At 36.2% G+C, this 18,397-nt stretch carries 18 protein-coding genes; 7 read left to right on the top strand and 11 right to left on the bottom strand.

What is annotated here, in order from left to right; all coding sequences use genetic code 11:
- Positions 1 to 15 precede the first annotated feature (15 nt).
- From ACXAGJ_RS02920 to ACXAGJ_RS02910, 3 genes are all read left to right on the top strand, one after another.
- The gene (locus ACXAGJ_RS02920; RefSeq protein ID WP_474836954.1) at positions 16 to 1,131 is read left to right on the top strand and encodes an AMP-binding protein; all 1,116 of its coding nucleotides are present in this window, start codon (positions 16 to 18) and stop codon (positions 1,129 to 1,131) included.
- A 107-nt stretch (positions 1,132 to 1,238) separates the two neighbouring features.
- Positions 1,239 to 3,347: a vWA domain-containing protein gene (locus tag ACXAGJ_RS02915; protein WP_474836952.1), complete on the top strand. Its 2,109-nt coding sequence runs from the start codon at positions 1,239 to 1,241 to the stop codon at positions 3,345 to 3,347.
- Positions 3,348 to 3,461: 114 nt separating this feature from the next.
- Complete coding sequence (locus tag ACXAGJ_RS02910) at positions 3,462 to 4,787, top strand: M24 family metallopeptidase (RefSeq protein ID WP_474836950.1); 1,326 nt, start codon at positions 3,462 to 3,464, stop codon at positions 4,785 to 4,787.
- 97 nt (positions 4,788 to 4,884) lie between these two features.
- Here ACXAGJ_RS02910 and ACXAGJ_RS02905 read toward each other — a convergent pair whose 3' ends face one another.
- From ACXAGJ_RS02905 to ACXAGJ_RS02855, 11 genes are all read right to left on the bottom strand, one after another.
- Positions 4,885 to 5,085, bottom strand: coding sequence for a hypothetical protein (locus tag ACXAGJ_RS02905; protein WP_073314036.1), 201 nt, complete (start codon positions 5,083 to 5,085; stop codon positions 4,885 to 4,887).
- Positions 5,086 to 5,166: 81 nt separating this feature from the next.
- The gene (locus tag ACXAGJ_RS02900) at positions 5,167 to 5,811 is read right to left on the bottom strand and encodes a hypothetical protein (protein WP_474836948.1); all 645 of its coding nucleotides are present in this window, start codon (positions 5,809 to 5,811) and stop codon (positions 5,167 to 5,169) included.
- Positions 5,812 to 5,840: 29 nt separating this feature from the next.
- The gene (locus tag ACXAGJ_RS02895; RefSeq protein ID WP_474836946.1) at positions 5,841 to 5,996 is read right to left on the bottom strand and encodes a hypothetical protein; all 156 of its coding nucleotides are present in this window, start codon (positions 5,994 to 5,996) and stop codon (positions 5,841 to 5,843) included.
- 142 nt (positions 5,997 to 6,138) lie between these two features.
- On the bottom strand, positions 6,139 to 6,573 hold the full coding sequence (locus ACXAGJ_RS02890) for a helix-turn-helix domain-containing protein (RefSeq protein ID WP_474836944.1): 435 nt from the start codon (positions 6,571 to 6,573) through the stop codon (positions 6,139 to 6,141).
- A gap of 494 nt (positions 6,574 to 7,067) precedes the next feature.
- Positions 7,068 to 7,379: a hypothetical protein gene (locus ACXAGJ_RS02885; protein ID WP_474836942.1), complete on the bottom strand. Its 312-nt coding sequence runs from the start codon at positions 7,377 to 7,379 to the stop codon at positions 7,068 to 7,070.
- Positions 7,380 to 7,432: 53 nt separating this feature from the next.
- The gene (locus ACXAGJ_RS02880) at positions 7,433 to 8,143 is read right to left on the bottom strand and encodes a TapB family protein (RefSeq protein ID WP_474836940.1); all 711 of its coding nucleotides are present in this window, start codon (positions 8,141 to 8,143) and stop codon (positions 7,433 to 7,435) included.
- A gap of 5 nt (positions 8,144 to 8,148) precedes the next feature.
- Complete coding sequence (locus tag ACXAGJ_RS02875) at positions 8,149 to 8,850, bottom strand: VWA domain-containing protein (protein WP_474836938.1); 702 nt, start codon at positions 8,848 to 8,850, stop codon at positions 8,149 to 8,151.
- 37 nt (positions 8,851 to 8,887) lie between these two features.
- Entirely contained in the window at positions 8,888 to 9,514 is a 627-nt protein-coding gene (locus ACXAGJ_RS02870; RefSeq protein ID WP_474836936.1) for a hypothetical protein, read from the bottom strand.
- Positions 9,515 to 9,639: 125 nt separating this feature from the next.
- Positions 9,640 to 10,392, bottom strand: a complete 753-nt coding sequence (locus ACXAGJ_RS02865) for a LytR/AlgR family response regulator transcription factor (RefSeq protein WP_073314022.1) — start codon at positions 10,390 to 10,392, stop codon at positions 9,640 to 9,642.
- Positions 10,393 to 10,414: 22 nt separating this feature from the next.
- Positions 10,415 to 12,250 (bottom strand): tetratricopeptide repeat-containing sensor histidine kinase, encoded by a 1,836-nt coding sequence (locus ACXAGJ_RS02860; protein WP_474836934.1) that lies wholly within the window; start codon positions 12,248 to 12,250, stop codon positions 10,415 to 10,417.
- A gap of 8 nt (positions 12,251 to 12,258) precedes the next feature.
- Positions 12,259 to 13,887 carry a carboxyl transferase domain-containing protein gene (locus tag ACXAGJ_RS02855; RefSeq protein WP_473280090.1) on the bottom strand — a complete coding sequence of 543 codons (1,629 nt, stop codon included), beginning with the start codon at positions 13,885 to 13,887 and terminating at the stop codon, positions 12,259 to 12,261.
- Between the two features lie 215 nt (positions 13,888 to 14,102).
- Between ACXAGJ_RS02855 and ACXAGJ_RS02850 the strand changes: the two genes are divergently transcribed.
- The 4 genes from ACXAGJ_RS02850 (at position 14,103) to ACXAGJ_RS02835 (ending at position 18,357) form a co-directional block, all read left to right on the top strand.
- Positions 14,103 to 15,524, top strand: a complete 1,422-nt coding sequence (locus ACXAGJ_RS02850; RefSeq protein ID WP_474836931.1) for a DNA/RNA non-specific endonuclease — start codon at positions 14,103 to 14,105, stop codon at positions 15,522 to 15,524.
- Positions 15,525 to 15,734: 210 nt separating this feature from the next.
- On the top strand, positions 15,735 to 15,917 hold the full coding sequence (locus tag ACXAGJ_RS02845; protein ID WP_073314008.1) for a CAL67264 family membrane protein: 183 nt from the start codon (positions 15,735 to 15,737) through the stop codon (positions 15,915 to 15,917).
- Positions 15,918 to 15,961: 44 nt separating this feature from the next.
- On the top strand, positions 15,962 to 17,653 hold the full coding sequence (gene ettA / locus ACXAGJ_RS02840) for an energy-dependent translational throttle protein EttA (protein WP_073314006.1): 1,692 nt from the start codon (positions 15,962 to 15,964) through the stop codon (positions 17,651 to 17,653).
- A gap of 11 nt (positions 17,654 to 17,664) precedes the next feature.
- Complete coding sequence (locus ACXAGJ_RS02835) at positions 17,665 to 18,357, top strand: HAD family hydrolase (RefSeq protein ID WP_474836928.1); 693 nt, start codon at positions 17,665 to 17,667, stop codon at positions 18,355 to 18,357.
- The last annotated feature ends 40 nt before the right edge of the window (positions 18,358 to 18,397 follow it).

Genomic DNA, 18,397 nt, shown 5'->3' with positions numbered 1-18,397 from the left:
AATTGAAATTTGACTATGGAATCAAGGAATACATTTTCTACCCCCCAAATACACGAAAAGTTTTCGATCAATAAACGCAATCCCGATAGAGACGAGTTGATGCGACTTGCGTATGCCTTCATTAAAGAAGGAGAGGTTTATGAGCAGGAGGCAGGTAGTTTTTTGTTGGATTGGTTAAATGAAAAAGATCATATTATTGTACAAACATCTGGGTCTACCGGAAAACCTAAAAAAATAAAGGTCCTTAAGCAACATATGATTAACAGTGCAAAAGCAACGGGTAAATTCTTTAAGGTAGAAGAAGGAAGTACTGCGTTACTTTGTTTGCCTGCAAACTACATCGCTGGCAAAATGATGCTGGTACGTGCAATGGTACTAGGATGGAAAATTGATTTGGTACCTCCAAAAACAAATCCTTTAGACACAGTATACAAGCAGTACGATTTTTGTGCGATGGTTCCTTTGCAACTAGATAACTCCTTAAACCGATTGCACCTTATCAAAAAATTAATTGTAGGTGGTGGTCCGGTTTCAGAGAACTTAAAAGAACTTACACAAGGTGTAAAAACCAAAATTTATGAAACCTATGGGATGACAGAAACCGTATCTCATATCGCAGCAAGAAGGATAAACCCAAAGAAAAAAGATAAAAAAGAGGCAAACTACTTCAAGGCCTTACCCAACATTACCTTAAATCTTGATGACCGTAATTGTCTGGTCATTAAAGCTCCTCAATTATATAGTGAGACTCTAGTCACCAACGATGTAGTAGATCTTAAAACCTACAAGAAATTTGTTTGGAAAGGACGTTATGATAATGTGATTAATAGTGGAGGTGTAAAACTCTATCCCGAAGAGATTGAGACTAAACTTCAACTTTTGATCGGTCATCGTTTTTTTATTGCAGGAATGCCAGATGATGTGCTTGGTGATAAATTGGTGCTTATTATAGAACGAGATTATGAGGAAATAGCCTACCTAAGTATTCAAGAGGCTATCAATGACTTGGATACCCTTACCAAATACGAACACCCTAAAGATATCTATTTTTTCCCTCAGTTTATCGAAACCGAAAATGGGAAAGTACAGCGTACTCAAACATTAGAATTGGTGATGAGTTCCAGCTCATAGCCTCTAGATTCGTTATTTCCCTCATTCAAAATTAGGTTTCCCTCATTGTTGATTGCCTTCAATCTTAACAAGCAATAATTTCAGGTCATAATCTAAAAGGATCAACTATGAAATTATTAGGGTTTTTTATGTGTTTTATTTTGAGTATTGGATATACTCAAGCACAACAACTGAACGTAACGGGAACGGTTACAGACAATCGAAATTTTCCATTACCTGGTGTAAGTGTCATTATCAAAGGGACAACCAAAGGAATACAAACAGATTTTGATGGTGTGTACAATATCTTAATGAATAAAGGAGATACATTGGTATTTTCTTATGTAGGATACGCGACCAAAGAAATACAGGTAATTGCTTCAGGTACTCTTGATGTGACTCTCGAAGTATCGGCTAGCGAGTTAGAAGAAGTAGTAGTCACAGGGTATGCAGCAAAAAGACAAAAACACTCTTTGGGGTATAGCGTTTCTACGATAACGGCTTCTTCAATAAAAAAATCCAAACGCAGAAGAAAGGTAAGAGCTTTGCGGGGTAGAGCAGCTGGAGTAGTGGTTTCGAGGAGAAATCAGAAATCACGAGGAAACGGTAATGTTATCATAAGAGGAACAAGTAGTGTTGGTAGTAATAAACAACCATTATTTGTTGTAGATGGAGTAGTGATGAGTAAAAAAGATATGGTTAGTATTCAAGCAATGGATCCTTCCAAAATAAAGAGTATCAATGTTCTTAAAGGTAAGAGTGCTTCATCGATTTATGGTGCAAAGGCTATTAACGGCGTAGTTGTAGTAACAACGCATACTGGAAAGTTTAAAATAGAAGATAATGAATCCTATACAGAAATTGAAGAAAATACTTTTAAGCATGTACAAACATCACCGCTATCTACTTTTTCAATAGATGTAGATAAGGCTTCGTATAGCAACATAAGAAGAATGATAAATAACGGGACTCAAGTTCCTCAAGATGCAGTAAAAGTGGAAGAAATGATTAATTACTTTGACTACGATTATGCCCAACCAACAGGAGATCACCCAATGGCAATACACACCGAATACGGTCAAACCCCTTGGAATCAAAATTCTCAACTTGTGAAGATTGGTTTAAAGGGAAAGGAAGTGCCTAAAAGTGAAATACCTGCATCTAATTTGATCTTTTTAATTGATGTGTCGGGTTCGATGGGTAGTGAAAATAAGTTACCACTACTTAAAAAGGCATTTTCACTATTGGTTAAAGAATTAAGAGAAAAGGATAAAGTCTCAATTGTGGTATATGCAGGTGCCGCCGGACTCGTTTTGGAACCTACGTCTGGAGCGCATAAAACCAAAATCACGAATGCTCTTGATCGTTTAGAATCTGGAGGAGCAACCGCTGGAGGAGAAGGGATAGCCTTGGCCTACAAAATTGCTCAAGAGAATTTTATTAAAGAAGGTAATAACAGGGTAATACTTGCTACAGATGGAGATTTTAATGTAGGAATGAGTTCTGATAAGGATATGAAAAGATTGATTGAAGAAAAACGTAAATCAGGAGTATTCTTAACATGTTTAGGTTTCGGAATGGGGAATTATAAAGACAGCAAACTAGAAACACTTGCCGATAAAGGCAATGGAAATCATGCATACATAGATACAATGCAAGAAGCACAAAGAGTTTTGGTAAAGGAATTTGGAGGTACATTGTTTACTATTGCCAAAGATGTAAAGATTCAAGTGGAATTTAATCCCTCAAAAGTAAAAGCGTATCGCCTTATCGGTTACGAGAATCGATTGTTAAATGACGAAGATTTTGTGGATGACACCAAGGATGCAGGAGAGCTAGGGAGCGGGCATACGGTTACCGCACTGTACGAAATCATACCTACCGGAGTACAAAGCGAATTTATCATTGATATCCCCAATTTAAAATACACTAAAACTAATGTGAAAACTGGTTTTGGAAACGAATTGTTAACGGTAAAATTTAGGTATAAAAAACCGAACAAAAATAAGAGCATAGAAATGGTACATGTAGTGGATACAGAAAACCGTGAAGTAAGTCAAGATTTTAATTTTGCGGCTGCTGTAGCCTGGTTCGGAATGAAGCTTAGAAATTCTAAATACATCAAAAATCAAAAAATAGAAGATATTGTCTCTCTTGCAACAAGTAATAAAAGTGAGGATAAAGAAGGATACCGATCAGAATTTGTTCGTTTAATGTCTAGCTATATTGATTTATAAAACTAGGAGTTAGTGTTGGCTAATTCATAAGGAGGCACTTTGCTTTGTTGCAGGTGTCTCTTTTTTGTAATACATTAGTTCTACTAATTAAACCCTATTTTCCTCTTCTCACTTATGAAAAAGATTCTTATTGTTGGCTTACTTACTCTTTCTATATCGATACAGGCTCAAATTCTTCCGCAACGGGAGCGAGCTGCTGTTATTGATATGATCTTGGAAACCAGATTTAATGATTTGTTACCCAAATTAATGGATCGAACTGGACTCGATATGTGGATTCTGATTTCCAGAGAATATAACGAAGATCCCGTACTTAAAACAATGTTGTCGTCAACCTGGTTGAATGCAAGACGTAGAACGATCTTAGTTTTTTACAGAGATCAATCCAAAAATACTATCGAAAAACTGGCGGTAGCCCGGTATAATGTTGGTAAAAATATAGAATCTGCCTGGGACAAAGAAAAGCAACCTGATCAATGGAAAGCCCTCATAGATATCATTTCCACAAGAAATCCGAAATCCATAGGAATTAATTATTCAAAAGATTTTGGAATTGCAGACGGAATAGTAAAAACAGACTATAATGAATTTATGGAAGTTCTCCCTGAGGATTTTAAATCAAGAATCACCTCTGCAGAGAAATTAGCCATTGCTTGGATAGAGACTAGAACGTCACAAGAGATGGAGATTTATCGAGAGTTGGTAAAAATAACTCATGATATTATTGGTGAAGCATTCAGTACTTCAGTAATCAAACCTGGAGAAACCACAACAGATGATGTCGTATGGTGGTTACGTCAAAAGGCAACTGATTTGGGGTTAGAAACATGGTTTCATCCTACCGTAGATATTCAAAGAACAGGAGAGGACCTGCAAAGCCATATCGTTTCCTTTTCGGATCGACCCAAAGAAAAAATAATCCAAATGGGAGATTTAATTCATTGCGACTTTGGAATTACCTATTTACGTCTCAATACTGACTGCCAGCAACATGCATACATTTTGAAGAATGAAGAAACGTCTCCTCCTGATTTTTTGAATAAAGCATTTGCGGATGGGAATCGTGTACAAGATATTTTGACGTCTAACTTTAAGACTGGTAAAACTGGAAACGAAATTTTATTACAATCCCTAGAGCAGGGCAGAACAGAAGGATTTAAACCTTCTATTTATACACATCCTTTGGGGCTCTATGGACATTCTTCTGGGCCAACTATAGGTATGTGGGATTCGCAGGGAGGTGTTCCTGGTACTGGAGATTATCCATTATATGAGGATACGGTTTATGCTATAGAACTAAATACTACAGTTACTATCCCTGAATGGAAAAAAGATGTTAGAATCATGCTGGAAGAAGCTGGATTTTGGGGCAAGGATGGTTTTAGATACGTAAATGAAAGGCAAACAGAGTTGATTACGATACCTAAGCGAACCAAGTGATTAACTTATTAAAAAACGGTAGTTCCTTTTGAACTACCGTTTTTTAATTCAATTATACTTTATAATAATATCATATTTGTGTGTCTAAGACTTGTGCTTAAAAAGCACAAACCCCAGAAACGAAAATAGGGTTACCTCCATTATTGATAGTAATTCCACATGGGCCACATGGACAATCACTATCTGATCTACATTCAAAAAGACTGGGCTCGCATCCAAAGAAACCACCATTAATCGATTTTTGCGTCCCTTTTTTAAGAACGGTCACACCGTTGAGATTTAAAATGTTTTTAATCATTGTATGTGTATTTAAGGGTTAATTTTTTCATTTAGTTTTAGAATAAATTGACTTTGCAACAGGTTCAGTATTTATGATTTTTCAAGGATCTAAACATTCAATTTGTCCACAATCCTGGTTGGGATTGCTGCCAGCGGATCTTCTTACGGTTCGTCCATCTCCCCATTTTCTGGCGTCAGGGTTGACCACCCAAATACGTAATCCTCTGCTTGCAAATTCACTTCGTTCAAAATCAGATGCGAGTCTTAAAGTGATTACATCTTGTCCGGAGTCATTGATATACTGCACTCTATCATTTCCTCTATAAGTTCCTATAATTTCATTTCCTGTTGTAGTTCTAATATCGACGTATGCGTTAGATTCGAAATCATTTCCTATAATCCAGATGCAAAAATTGTCATCGCATCCAGAACCTGCACTCAAAAGAATAGGGGTTCCAATGGGTACGATAATCGCAGCATTGTAAAACCCAAGAAATAGCCCAAAACTAGAACTGCAATTTACGTGATTCAAATATCCAACGATTTTATAACCATTAGGCAGGGGAGTGCCAGCACAAATAAATGTTGCTGGTGTTGAAGACTTACCTAAGTCTACAGGGTTCTCATAAAGAATAGTTGTTGGGATGCTGTTTTCTTCTTCAAGAATGACATCATCTTCAGTTTGGCAACCTACTAAATGTAAGAATAGGCATAAAAATAATAGTTTTAAGAGCGTTTTTTTCATGATGTTTTAATTTATGTGTGAATATTAGTTTATATACTATTTTGACAACCAGAAGGAAGGTATTGATGTTGATTATCTCCTGAACTGTTACAAGCCCAATTTTCTTGAGTATATCCTCCTTTGATATGCAGTTGTTCTGATTTGGTAATAGGTTTGAAATTTAAATTCCTAAGATGGTTTGACATGATGTTTTGTTTTTACATTGAGAAATAGACTAAGTATGAATTAAAGATCAAGTTATGTGTAAAAAGTTGGTTTTTAAAAGTGTAGTATGTCAATTTTATATATTTGATGTTTTTGAAACTGCTTTTTTTGTTCTTACAGCATTTACCTAAGACCTTTGATGTAAACAGCATGCGAAAAACCTGTTTGTTTTTTGAAAGCAACTATAAAAGTATTTACACTTTTATACCCCAGTTCATTCGAAATGGCTTTGATCGTATATAACTTAAATCTTCTATCAGTTTTTAATTTTTTGATGCAATGTTGTATCCTCAAATGATTTACATATTCGTTAAATGTTTTTAGTTTGTAGATATTGATAATTCTTGATAGGTAAGATGTGTTCGAATTAATGGTCTTTGCTGTATTGTAAAGGTTGCATTCTGAAGAAAAGAAGAAGTCTGTTTTTTCTAATTCATCAAGCTTTTGGATGATGCTTTGTATTCTATCATCCGCGATATTAATATCAGCGATTTCTTTTGAAGAGTAATGTTGATTTGCGTGCATTAGTTCTGATGATTTAAGATTATGAGCAAACATATTTTTAGCTTCACTTCAACGCAAATCATGTTACACGGTATTCCCGAATTTCGATGGTTATTCAAGAATTTCGAAATATTTCAGAACTAAATCGTATAAAAGAAAACACGGTTTTTTTAATATACCTGTGTTCAAATAATTGTGTAATTGTTTTGGATACTTTATAAAAGTAAAATCTCAACAACACTGTGTTCCCTTATCTTAAATCCCTTTTATACCTGATGAAATTCCTTTGTAAAATTTGTTGAATCATACTTTTTAATTTTAAAGAAGGGTTTACTTGAGAATTTCTTGGCAAAACTATATGTAAATACTTGTTTTGTAAAATATTGTGTATTCGTTTTTATGAATTTGATTTTACGAAATTCAAAATAAAAAACCTCAAAACAGTTGATTTAAGCACTGAATTGAGGTGATTTTCCCTTGATAAGAATTAGAAGTGGTTGTAACTTCTAATTGATGATTACTTTTATTGTTTATATGCTAATTCGATGTTACAAAAACTGTTTAACCAACATAATTGTTCCCAGGACACCAAAAATTGGACCCCAATATTGCATTTTGATCCAAAACAAACTATGATTGGGTTTAATTACTATTTCTTGTCCACTTTCTTTATCAATCATTGTTTTTTGATTGGATTCATTCCATTTCTTTCCCATGATCCAACTAAAAATTGCAGCAATAAATAGACTAATAGCAAATGATAAATTGCTTTGTTCTTTGGGTAATATGTTACTTAATCCAAAAAGTACTACGGCTAGTACTAAAACCGAGAGAAACCCTCTTCCTGACCAAACTATCATAATAAATTGTTGTTATAGGTTATATGTTATTTTTCTGAATTGAGATGTATGTTTTATTGAATCCCTGTCAACTCGTGATATCCAATAAGTTTTCCTTTTTTATTGTACGATTCTGATTTGACAACCATCGCATCGTTATAATACCATTCTACCCCAGTCCCTTTTACATTAATAATTCCAAATTTGGAAGTGAAATCAAAAGTTACTTTTTTACACTTGTAGGTTCCTGCTGGAGTAGTAATGGTTTCTTCTCCAACAATTTCTCGGTTAAACACGTCAAAAGTCATTGTAACCAGGGTAAAAGCTTCACTATTCACTTTTATAGAAATGTTTCCGTCGTTAAGATCATCTCCAGGTTGCATCCCAACGGGAAATTCCAAAACATCGCCGTCGATTTTAAGACTGAGGTTATTTTTGTTATGCTCAGAAAGTTTATCAAAATTGAAAAACCTTAGCATATCCAAACTGAATAGCCCATTGTCGCAGTTGGCTTTATACTCGGTATCAAACGTTTTATTGTCTTTCTCATCACTGACTGTCGCTTTGATAATAGCAGAAACTGTATTGCCATCTCCAGTAATTGACATAGTTTCATGACTGGTAGTACTTTCTTTTTTTCCTCTTTTGTTATAATTGGTATAGGTGAGTACAGCTCCTTTTTTCATAAAAGGCACCGCATTACACTCTTGTCCAAAGGACATGATGATTCCTCCCAAGAATACCAGAACATAAAGAAATACCTTGTTTTTTTGTAACCTGATCATTGGTACTACATTTTTGAAGTTATGAAGATTCCATTGTTTTCTTGGGCCAGGGTTCTCATGAAGTTGTGGTCAGCATCTTCTCCAAAGGCTATCGTATGAATGATGATATTATTGGTGTTGACTTTTCGGATTTCTTCAAGAACAGCCTCTGGACCACCATTTGGAAGACCATCGCTCATCAATACAATTTCCTGCACTCCTGGAGTAGAGATTGCTTCTACCAAACCTCCAGCAGTATTGGTACCACCTCCGGCTTTAAGATTCTCCACAAAAATATTAGCAGAAGTTCTAGACATATTGCTAGCTAAGCGAAGTTCTACGGATTGTTTGGTTACATCATTGTTGTAAGCAAATACGGCAAACTTTTTACCATCAGGAAGTCCTTTGATTGCTGGGATTAGTTTACGTTTTACCGCCCCCAGTTTGGTAGCTTGTTTGGTTACCTGTTTCCCTAAAATACTTCCTATTTTTCCTCCAATGGCGTTGCTTACGGCACTCCCAGCCTTATTCCCAGCTTCTCGCATTACCTGATCTTTGATAGATCCTTCATCTATACCTTCCATACTACCTGATATATCGATAAGATATAAGGTGTTTTTGGTAGAAGTTTCAATACCAAAAAATTGGTCTGACTTCTTTACTACATAGCAAGATTGAAATGTACTGATGATCAAAAACACAGAAAGTATCCTAATTACTTTTTTCATATTCCTCTTTTATTAATTGATTTTGTGTGATTTGTTATTATTCGGCTAAGCTTTCAAAAGCATCAAGATCTACCTCCCCAACAGCTTCTCTTAACTGTTTTATAGTAGCATCGCCTTCTAGAGAAATTAAGAAGCGATTACCCACCATGAGGTCGATTTTTGAAGTTTCTTGGTTGTCATAGGGGTCTTTTTCTACTTCTTCAACAGCTTTGTACCCTTTTATTGTGGTTGATTTGCGATATCCTCTGTCCGTCTGTTCTTCAAAATCTCTGGCAAACCCTAGTCTAGCCAAAGTCACCATTGCGCTTCCTGTTTCTCCGGCTCCATCTATTATGGAAAGTGAAATAAATGCTCCGTTCTTACTTTCATATTCTGCTTCTCCCATAGATACATCTGGCATAAATTGATTACCTACCGAAAATTTGGTTCTTGGATATCCCAAAATAGTCTCCGGAAGATTTTTCTTCATGCTTTCATTAGAAATAGGCGTAGCAGCTATGAGCTGATCATTTTCTTCTTCAATTTTTTCTGCTTCTTTCGCTATTTGATTTAGGTCAGAAACCCCTTCAATCACATCTAGTAAACCTGGTTCTTCTTTTTCCTTGTTTTTTCCGCAAGAAATCAGAAAAAAGATAGAGAGTGCGGTGATGATAATTCGTGTCATTGCTGTAGAATTGTTATTTATACATTAGTTCGTAAGAACTAAGGTACACTATGATGGCACGCAAAAGTTGGACAATGAGAATTTGCCCTTAGTATTTTAGAAATAGCAGTAGAAACGTGAGAATTTTACAAATGCCCTTCGATATAATCCAACAAATACTTCTTTCTACTTTGTGCAACTGGGATAGTATGGGCTTGTTGTAACACCACTTCTTCGTTTCTTTTATTAAATGCGGAAACATAACTCAAATTAATAAGGAAGCTTTGATGCACTCTGAAAAAGTTGTAGGGAGTTAATTTTTGATCAAAGGACTTTAAAGGTTTAGAAACCAAGATTTCCTTTCCTGTTTTAAGTTTGAAAGTCGTGTAGTTATTATCAGACTTCGCATATAGAATATCCTCGGTATGCACCACATTGATGGTATCCGCGTTTTTGAGTACAATTTTTTGAGGAGGTTTGTTATCCGAAAAATTCTGCAACAAAGTCTTCAGTTGAAGTTCGTAATTTTTGGAATGCATGTCTTGTTTCACCTTTTCTAATGCTCGCATCAGATCATTTTCTTCATATGGTTTCAACAAATAATCCAGCGCGCTGAATTTGAAAGCTTCAACCGCATATTTGGCAAAAGAGGTGGTAAAAATGATCTTAAAATTGATGGTGTCAAACAAGGCCAAGAACTCAAAGGCATTACCATCACTCAAAAACACATCAAGAATCAAAAAATCCGGTTGCAGTTCTTTTACCCATTTTGCAGCTTCCTCGATTGTATCCGAATTTCCGAGTATTTCTATTTCTTCATGTTTTCGTATAATGGTGGTAGCGTACTCAAGAGCCTGTGGATCATCTTCTACAATAAAACAGCTGATATTTTGATTCATACCCTAAATATACAATAGATTATTAAGCTGCAGTAAAAGTTAAAACCACTTCTGTACCCGAAGACGAAGAATTAATGGTAAGATCCCCATTAAAGTTTTTGGAAGCTTTGTTCAAATTTTTAAGTTGTTCTTTGATAATCTCTGAACTCATTGATTTGTGTAATTTTTTTGAAGCCTCTTTTTTAGAAGATATTCCTTTTCCATTATCCGCAATTACGACATGCAATTGATCATTTTCTTTATAATATTTTATCGACACTTTGCCATCAGGAACATCTTTGATACCGTGTAAAATGGCATTTTCTACAAAAGGTTGTGTGATCAAAGAGGGGACTTGATCAAAATCCTCTTCAACACTTTCTCCAATTTCTATCTGATAGGTAAAAGAATCGTTGTGTGTAAGTTGTTGAAGCTTGAGGTAGGATTCTAGGGCTAACTTATCATCAGCTACGCTGGTAAAATTATCTTCAGAATTCTCCAAGACGAGCCGTATCAATTTGGAATAACTAGACAAATACGAACCGGATTTATCTTTATCATTTTGATAGACAAAATTTTGAATACTTTGTAGTGCATTAAACAAAAAGTGAGGATTTAGTTGTGTTTTTCTCAACTTTTGTTGCAATAACACCTTGTCCAGCTGTTGTTTGGTCTTATAGTTCTTAAATCCAAAATACCCTAAGATTAGAATCAATAGCGCAATAACCCCAAATACAATGAGCATTCCTCTTTGCTGTCTGATGGTTAAAGCCTGAAGCTCATTTTTGGTGTCCAAAATGTCAATTTGCTGTTGCTTTTTTTCAGACTCAAACTGTTCGGTCAACTCCGCTACCTTTTCCTTTTGTTGGGCACTGGTAATCGAATCCTTAATTTCATCCTTTAAGTCAGCATATCGAATAGCAGATTTAAAATCATTTAATCCTGTATACGCTTCTTTCAGATTGTTTAAAACATAGGATTTCAGTACGCCTTTGGCTGTTGGTAATGCACTATCTAAATAGCGAATAGCTAAACGATACTCTCCTTTTTTAAGGTAGGCATCTCCCATGTTGTTGTAGTTGATGCTAAGATCTGTTGCTTTATTGATAGCTTTCTTTAAAGCAAGACTCTTTTTACCATAAAAAATTGCTTTCTCAAAATCAGGCACATCATCACTGTAATACGTAGTGAGGTTATTATAGATAACAGACAGAATACTTTGTGCGTTATATTCTTTTGCAAGACCTTCGGCTTCAAATGCAGTGCTTTCGAATTTTGAATGTAAGCCTTGTTCTCTATAGATATTATTTAGGTTCACCAGAATTTGCAATCTCAATATCTGATTAAAATCACTTAATGGTAACGCACGTTCGAGATATACCTGAGCGTTTTTATAATTTTTGAGATGTGCATTTATGGACCCAATATTGGAGTAGGTGTTGACTAATAGTTTATTACTCTTGGCATTTTCTAATACTTTGGCAGCTTTTAGATAAATGTCCAAAGCGTTCTGAAAGTCTTGTTGATAAAACTGAATTGTACCCAAATTATGCAGGGTTTGACCTGCAATATGTTCTGGTAGTTTTTTGGCCAAATTACGTTGTAATAGTGAATCTGCTTCACTAAACTTTCGTTTCAGAATGAGCACACTACTTTTCTGCAAATTCGATTTTGCCAATAGCGTATCATTAGATATATTTTTGGCCAATTCTAGTGCTCGATCCGAATAGTATAGAGAACTATCAATATTCTTTTGACTCAATTCTTTGGAACGACTAAGATGATTCTCAATTTCCTGAACTAACCCTTCATTCGACTGGGCTTCTATTTGATTAAAACTATATACAGCTAAAAATAGAACTACAATTTTTATTTTCATTATGCTATTTAAACCTGGATCACCCCTAAGTTAAACTTCTTTTCGATAGGGGCGTGGTTGGCAGCTTCTATACCTATAGAAATCCAATTTCTGGTTTCTAATGGATCAATAATAGCATCTGTCCATATACGGGCTGCTGCATAATATGGGGAGGTTTGTTTGTCGTAACGTTCTTTAATTTTGTTGAATAGTGCTTTTTCATCGGCTTCAGAAAGTGCTTCACCCTTGCTCTTTAGCGAAGCGGTTTCAATTTGCAGTAACACTTTGGCTGCCTGAGCACCACCCATCACGGCTAATTCTGCACTTGGCCAGGCACAAATCAACCTTGGATCATAGGCTTTTCCACACATCGCATAATTACCGGCTCCATAAGAGTTCCCCACAACTACGGTGAATTTGGGAACCACACTATTACTTACGGCATTTACCATTTTGGCCCCATCTTTTATAATTCCTCCGTGTTCACTTTTACTACCTACCATAAATCCGGTAACGTCCTGTAAAAATACCAGTGGGATTTTCTTTTGATTACAATTGGCAATAAATCGCGTAGCCTTATCTGCAGAATCCGAGTAGATGACTCCACCAAATTGCATTTCGCCTTTTTTGTTTTTTACTATTTTTCTTTGGTTAGCCACGATACCAACGGCCCAGCCATCAATTCTGGCATATCCAGTAATGATTGTTTGTCCGTATCCCGCTTTATATTCTTCAAAATCAGAATCGTCAACCAAACGATTAATGATTTCCATCATATCGTATTGCTCGTTTCTAGCCTTAGGAAGGATACCGTAAATATCTTCTTGATTTTCTTTTGGAGCTATTGCTTCAGTACGATTAAAACCTGCTTTTTCGAAGTCTCCAATTTTAGACATCACATTGCGTATGGTGTCCAAAGCATCTTTATCATCTTTGGCTTTATAGTCGGTTACTCCAGAGATTTCACAATGCGTGGTGGCACCACCCAACGTTTCATTATCAATACTTTCTCCTATAGCGGCCTTCACCAAATAACTACCAGCAAGAAATATACTTCCTGTTTTGTCAACGATTAGAGCTTCATCGCTCATAATGGGTAAATAAGCACCTCCGGCAACACAACTTCCCATCACAGCAGAGATCTGAGTAATCCCCATACTGCTCATTACGGCATTATTGCGAAAGATTCTTCCAAAGTGTTCTTTATCCGGAAAAATTTCATCTTGCATAGGCAAATACACCCCAGCACTATCTACCAGATAGATAATCGGTAATTTGTTTTCTATAGAAAGCTCTTGAGCTCTTAAGTTTTTCTTTCCAGTAATCGGAAACCAGGCTCCAGCTTTTACAGTTGCATCGTTAGCAACCACGATACACTGTTTGCCGGCGACATAGCCTATTTTTACCACCACACCACCACTAGGACAACCTCCGTGTTCCTGGTACATGTCATCTCCTGCAAAAGCACCAATCTCGATACATTTAGCATCTTTATCCAAAAGGTAATCGATACGTTCTCGAGCTGTCATTTTGCCCTTATCATGTAGTTTTTTGATGCGTTTTTCACCACCTCCTAATTTAACCTTAACTAGTCTTTGGCGTAATTCTGAAACCAGTAACTTATTGTGATCTTCGTTCTTATTGAAGTTTAAATCCATTTGTGTGTATTGTTTGCACGAAAATACAAAAAACACCAATTTAATAAAGGATCCCGAGTCAATTTAGAAATGTTTAACCAATAGATATAGTAATCTGCTCATAAATATTGATAAGTTGTTGATAAAAATAACTTTTGTTTCTATCTGGTTAACAATCTCATAACGTGCTTAGAATTAATTTGATGTATTCATAAACCTAAATATAACTTTCAGTTATGAGACATTCACACATTCATTCTATTCTTCTTAGCTTACTCTTGTTATTTTTCGTTGGTTGTAGTACCGATGATGAACTTATTTATGAACCGGTAGAGGTCATTCCGTTAGAGGTTTACGGCGAACTAAAGGTCGACACCCATTTTTATGATAATATGGGGCCCCATGAACATGATTTTATTGGTAAAAGGGCTTCGGGCTTTACAGAGACCTACGAATCTGGTTCCAAAGGCAGCTATGCAGGAGCTAGTGTTAACCTTTCTTCTGGGAACTGGTATTTTAATGATGCACTCATCGGAACCTTGTCTAACGACAGAAAGTTTGGTTCTAAATCGGTTCGTATCCGTAATGGCGGTTATATTATTATGTCCTTCAATATGGATAATGGCGCACAGACGATTAGGGTACGTCATGCGAAGTACGGAAACGATGGTAATTCTTCCTGGAGACTAATCGCTTCTTACGATAATGGATCCTCATGGGTGTATGCAGGAGCTACAGTAAACACTACATCAACTACCTTGAATACTGTAAATTTCAACGTTAACGAAACAGAATCGGTTCGTTATGGAATCTACAAAACTGGCGGTGGTTCTAACAGAATTAATATCGATAATGTAGAAATCGTGACTGGATCTACCGGAGGAGGCGATAATGGAGGAGGAGGAACTCCTACTCGAGATAGTAATCTTACCTTTGGTAATCCCTCTAATGCAGCGTCTTCTGCAAATAACTACTATGTATCAAAACCCGATTTTGTGCTGTCATATAATAACAGTACAGGAACTCCTAATTGGGTAAGCTGGCATTTAAGTAGTGCATGGTTGGGCAATACCCCAAGATGTAATTGTTTTAAACAAGATCGAACACTACCAAGTAATTTCTTCAGAGCAACTACTAGTGACTATACGGGATCTGGATTTGATAGGGGACATATATGTCCATCTGCTGATAGAAACAGGAATGCTGATTCTAATGAGAATACCTATTTTATGACCAATATAGCTCCGCAGGCTCCTGATAATAACCGAAGAGCCTGGGTGAATTTCGAAAATTACTTGAGAAGCTTAGTCAATGCCGGAAATGAAATCCATATTGTTTCGGGAGTGATTGGTAGTGGTGGAACAGGAAGTAATGGCTTTGCTACTACAATAGATAATGGAAACATTACGGTGCCCGATTCTTTTTGGAAGGTGGCATTAGTATTGCCTAACGGTACCAATGATATTAACCGAGTAACGACATCTACTCGAATCATTGCTATCAATGTACCCAATGATCAAGGCATTAGTAGTGATTGGACACGTTTTAGAACATCGGTAAACACTATTGAAAGTCTTACAGGATATGATCTGTTCGAAAATATTCCAAATTCTATAGAATCTGTATTAGAATCCAGAGTGGATAATCAATCGATCTAGTTTAAATTTGTTTTGATAGCAAACGAGTATGATTGCAAAATTGTACTCGTTTTTAATGTAAAAGTTAACCGTTAATAGATTGTAAAACAGACGATAATTGTTTTTAATATCTTAACTGAACCCTAAAAAACTATTTTTTGTAGAGAAAATACCGATATTTGCTATTCGATTATTAATAAATACACAACGTATTGTACTAAATAACATTTTATGGGAATGAATAAAAACACCGTGCTTGCATGGGCAACTTTTATAATGATCATAGTTGGACTATCATTAATAGCACTAGGAGCTTTCAGATATAGAGATGTTTCAGGATATGGATTTGCAGCTGTTGGTGTTGGTTTTTTTGCAATTGCATGGGTGTTTAATGCACTAAAAGGAAGAGTGTAATCTTTCAGAACTCAAATCATCTAATCAAACTAATTTAAAGACATATGTCAGACGACAAAAAGGTTATTTTCTCCATGTCTGGGGTAACCAAAACGTTTAAAACGGCAAATACTCCAGTACTTAAGAACATCTATCTCAGCTTTTTCTACGGAGCCAAAATTGGTATCCTGGGACTTAACGGTTCTGGTAAATCTACTTTGCTAAAGATTATTGCAGGTGTAGATAAAAACTATCAGGGAGACGTAGTATTCGCACCCGGATATACGGTAGGATTACTGGAACAAGAACCACAATTAGATCCAGAAAAGACCGTACTCGAGGTAGTAAAAGAAGGTGTGGCAGAGACCGTAGCTGTACTGGACGAGTACAACAAGATCAACGATATGTTTGCGTTACCAGAGGTATATGAAGATGCAGACAAGATGCAAGAATTGATGGATAAGCAGGCAAAGTTGCAAGATCAGATCGATGCCAGTAATGCCTGGGAGCTAGACACCAAGTTAGAGATAGCTATGGATGCTCTGCGTACTCCAGATTCTGATAAAAAGATCAGCGTATTATCAGGAGGGGAACGAAGAAGGGTAGCTTTATGTCGATTATTACTGAAAGAACCAGACGTATTGTTATTGGATGAGCCAACCAACCACTTGGATGCAGAGTCTGTACATTGGTTAGAACATCATTTACAACAATATAAAGGAACAGTAATTGCAGTAACGCACGACCGTTACTTTTTGGATAATGTGGCAGGTTGGATCTTAGAATTGGATAGAGGAGAAGGAATCCCTTGGAAAGGAAACTACTCTTCTTGGTTAGATCAAAAGGCCAAGCGCTTGGCACAAGAACAAAAACAAGCGTCTAAACGTCAAAAAACTTTAGAACGAGAGTTAGAATGGGTGCGCATGGCTCCAAAAGGACGACAAGCAAAACAAAAGGCCCGTCTTAGCAATTACGATAAGTTAATGAGCCAGGATCAAAAACAAGTTGACGAAAAGTTAGAAATATATATCCCAAATGGTCCACGATTAGGAACCAATGTTATTGAAGCTAACGGAGTAAGTAAAGCCTTTGGAGATAAATTGTTATACGAAGATCTTAACTTCAATTTACCGCAAGCTGGTATTGTTGGAATAATCGGTCCAAATGGTGCAGGAAAGACAACGATCTTCAAAATGATTATGAATGAAGAGCAGGCGGATAAAGGAACCTTTACCGTTGGAGATACTGCAAAAATCGCTTATGTAGATCAATCGCATAGCAATATCGATCCGGAAAAAACGATCTGGCAAAACTTCAGTGATGAGCAGGAATTGGTGATGATGGGAGGACGACAAGTAAATTCTCGTGCGTATTTAAGTAGGTTCAATTTTAGTGGTAGCGAACAAAACAAGAAAGTATCTGCCTTATCAGGTGGAGAACGTAACCGTCTGCATTTGGCAATGACCTTAAAAGAAGAAGGTAATGTATTACTTCTGGATGAGCCTACCAATGATCTTGATGTGAACACTTTAAGAGCTTTGGAAGAAGGTTTGGAGAACTTTGCAGGATGTGCCGTAGTGATCTCTCACGATAGATGGTTCTTGGATAGAATCTGTACACATATTTTAGCTTTTGAAGGCGATTCTCAGGTGTATTTCTTTGAAGGTAGTTTCTCTGACTACGAAGAAAATAAGAAAAAACGACTGGGTGGAGACCTGATGCCAAAACGAATTAAATACAAAAAATTAGTACGATAATAGAGGAAAAAATGTCATTACATAACATAAAAGTAATTGCTTTTGATGCTGATGATACCCTTTGGGTGAATGAGACTTTTTTCAGACGAGCAGAAGAGGAGTTTTGTGATCTTTTGGAGGCTTATTTACCACGAAAAGAAGCGCATAAACTACTTTTTGAGGTAGAAATGCAAAACCTTCCATTGTATGGTTATGGGATCAAGCCTTTTACACTATCCCTTATAGAAGCTGCTATAAAAATAACAGATGGTAATCTGCATACGGATTTGTTGGAAGCTTTGATTAATATGGGGAAAAAAATGCTCCAGGAGCCTGTAGAACTAATTGATGGTATTGATCGAACTTTGGAGGAATTGTCGAAAAAGTATAAGTTGGTCATGGCCACCAAAGGTGATTTACTGGATCAGGAACGTAAGCTGATTAAATCTGGATTAGAAAAGTATTTCCACCATATTGAAATTGTATCTGATAAGACAGAAAAGCAATATCGTAAATTGGTAAAACAGCTGGATATAAAGGAAGAGGAGTTTTTGATGGTAGGAAATTCTTTGAAATCAGATATTTTACCGGTATTGAATATTGGGGCGCACGCTTTTCATATCCCTTTTCACACCACTTGGGTGCATGAAATGGTAGATGAGGAAGTAAAACACCCTAATTTTAGAAGTTTTGTAAAAGCCACAGAACTGTTAGAAATATTGTAGTGGTAACGTTTATTTCTGAAGTGCCATCTACTGAAATAGC

This window comes from Aquimarina sp. AWH4_224, assembly GCF_056160245.1.
The sequence above is the reverse complement of the archived record's forward strand: the minus strand, read 5'-3'. Positions and strand labels throughout refer to the sequence as shown.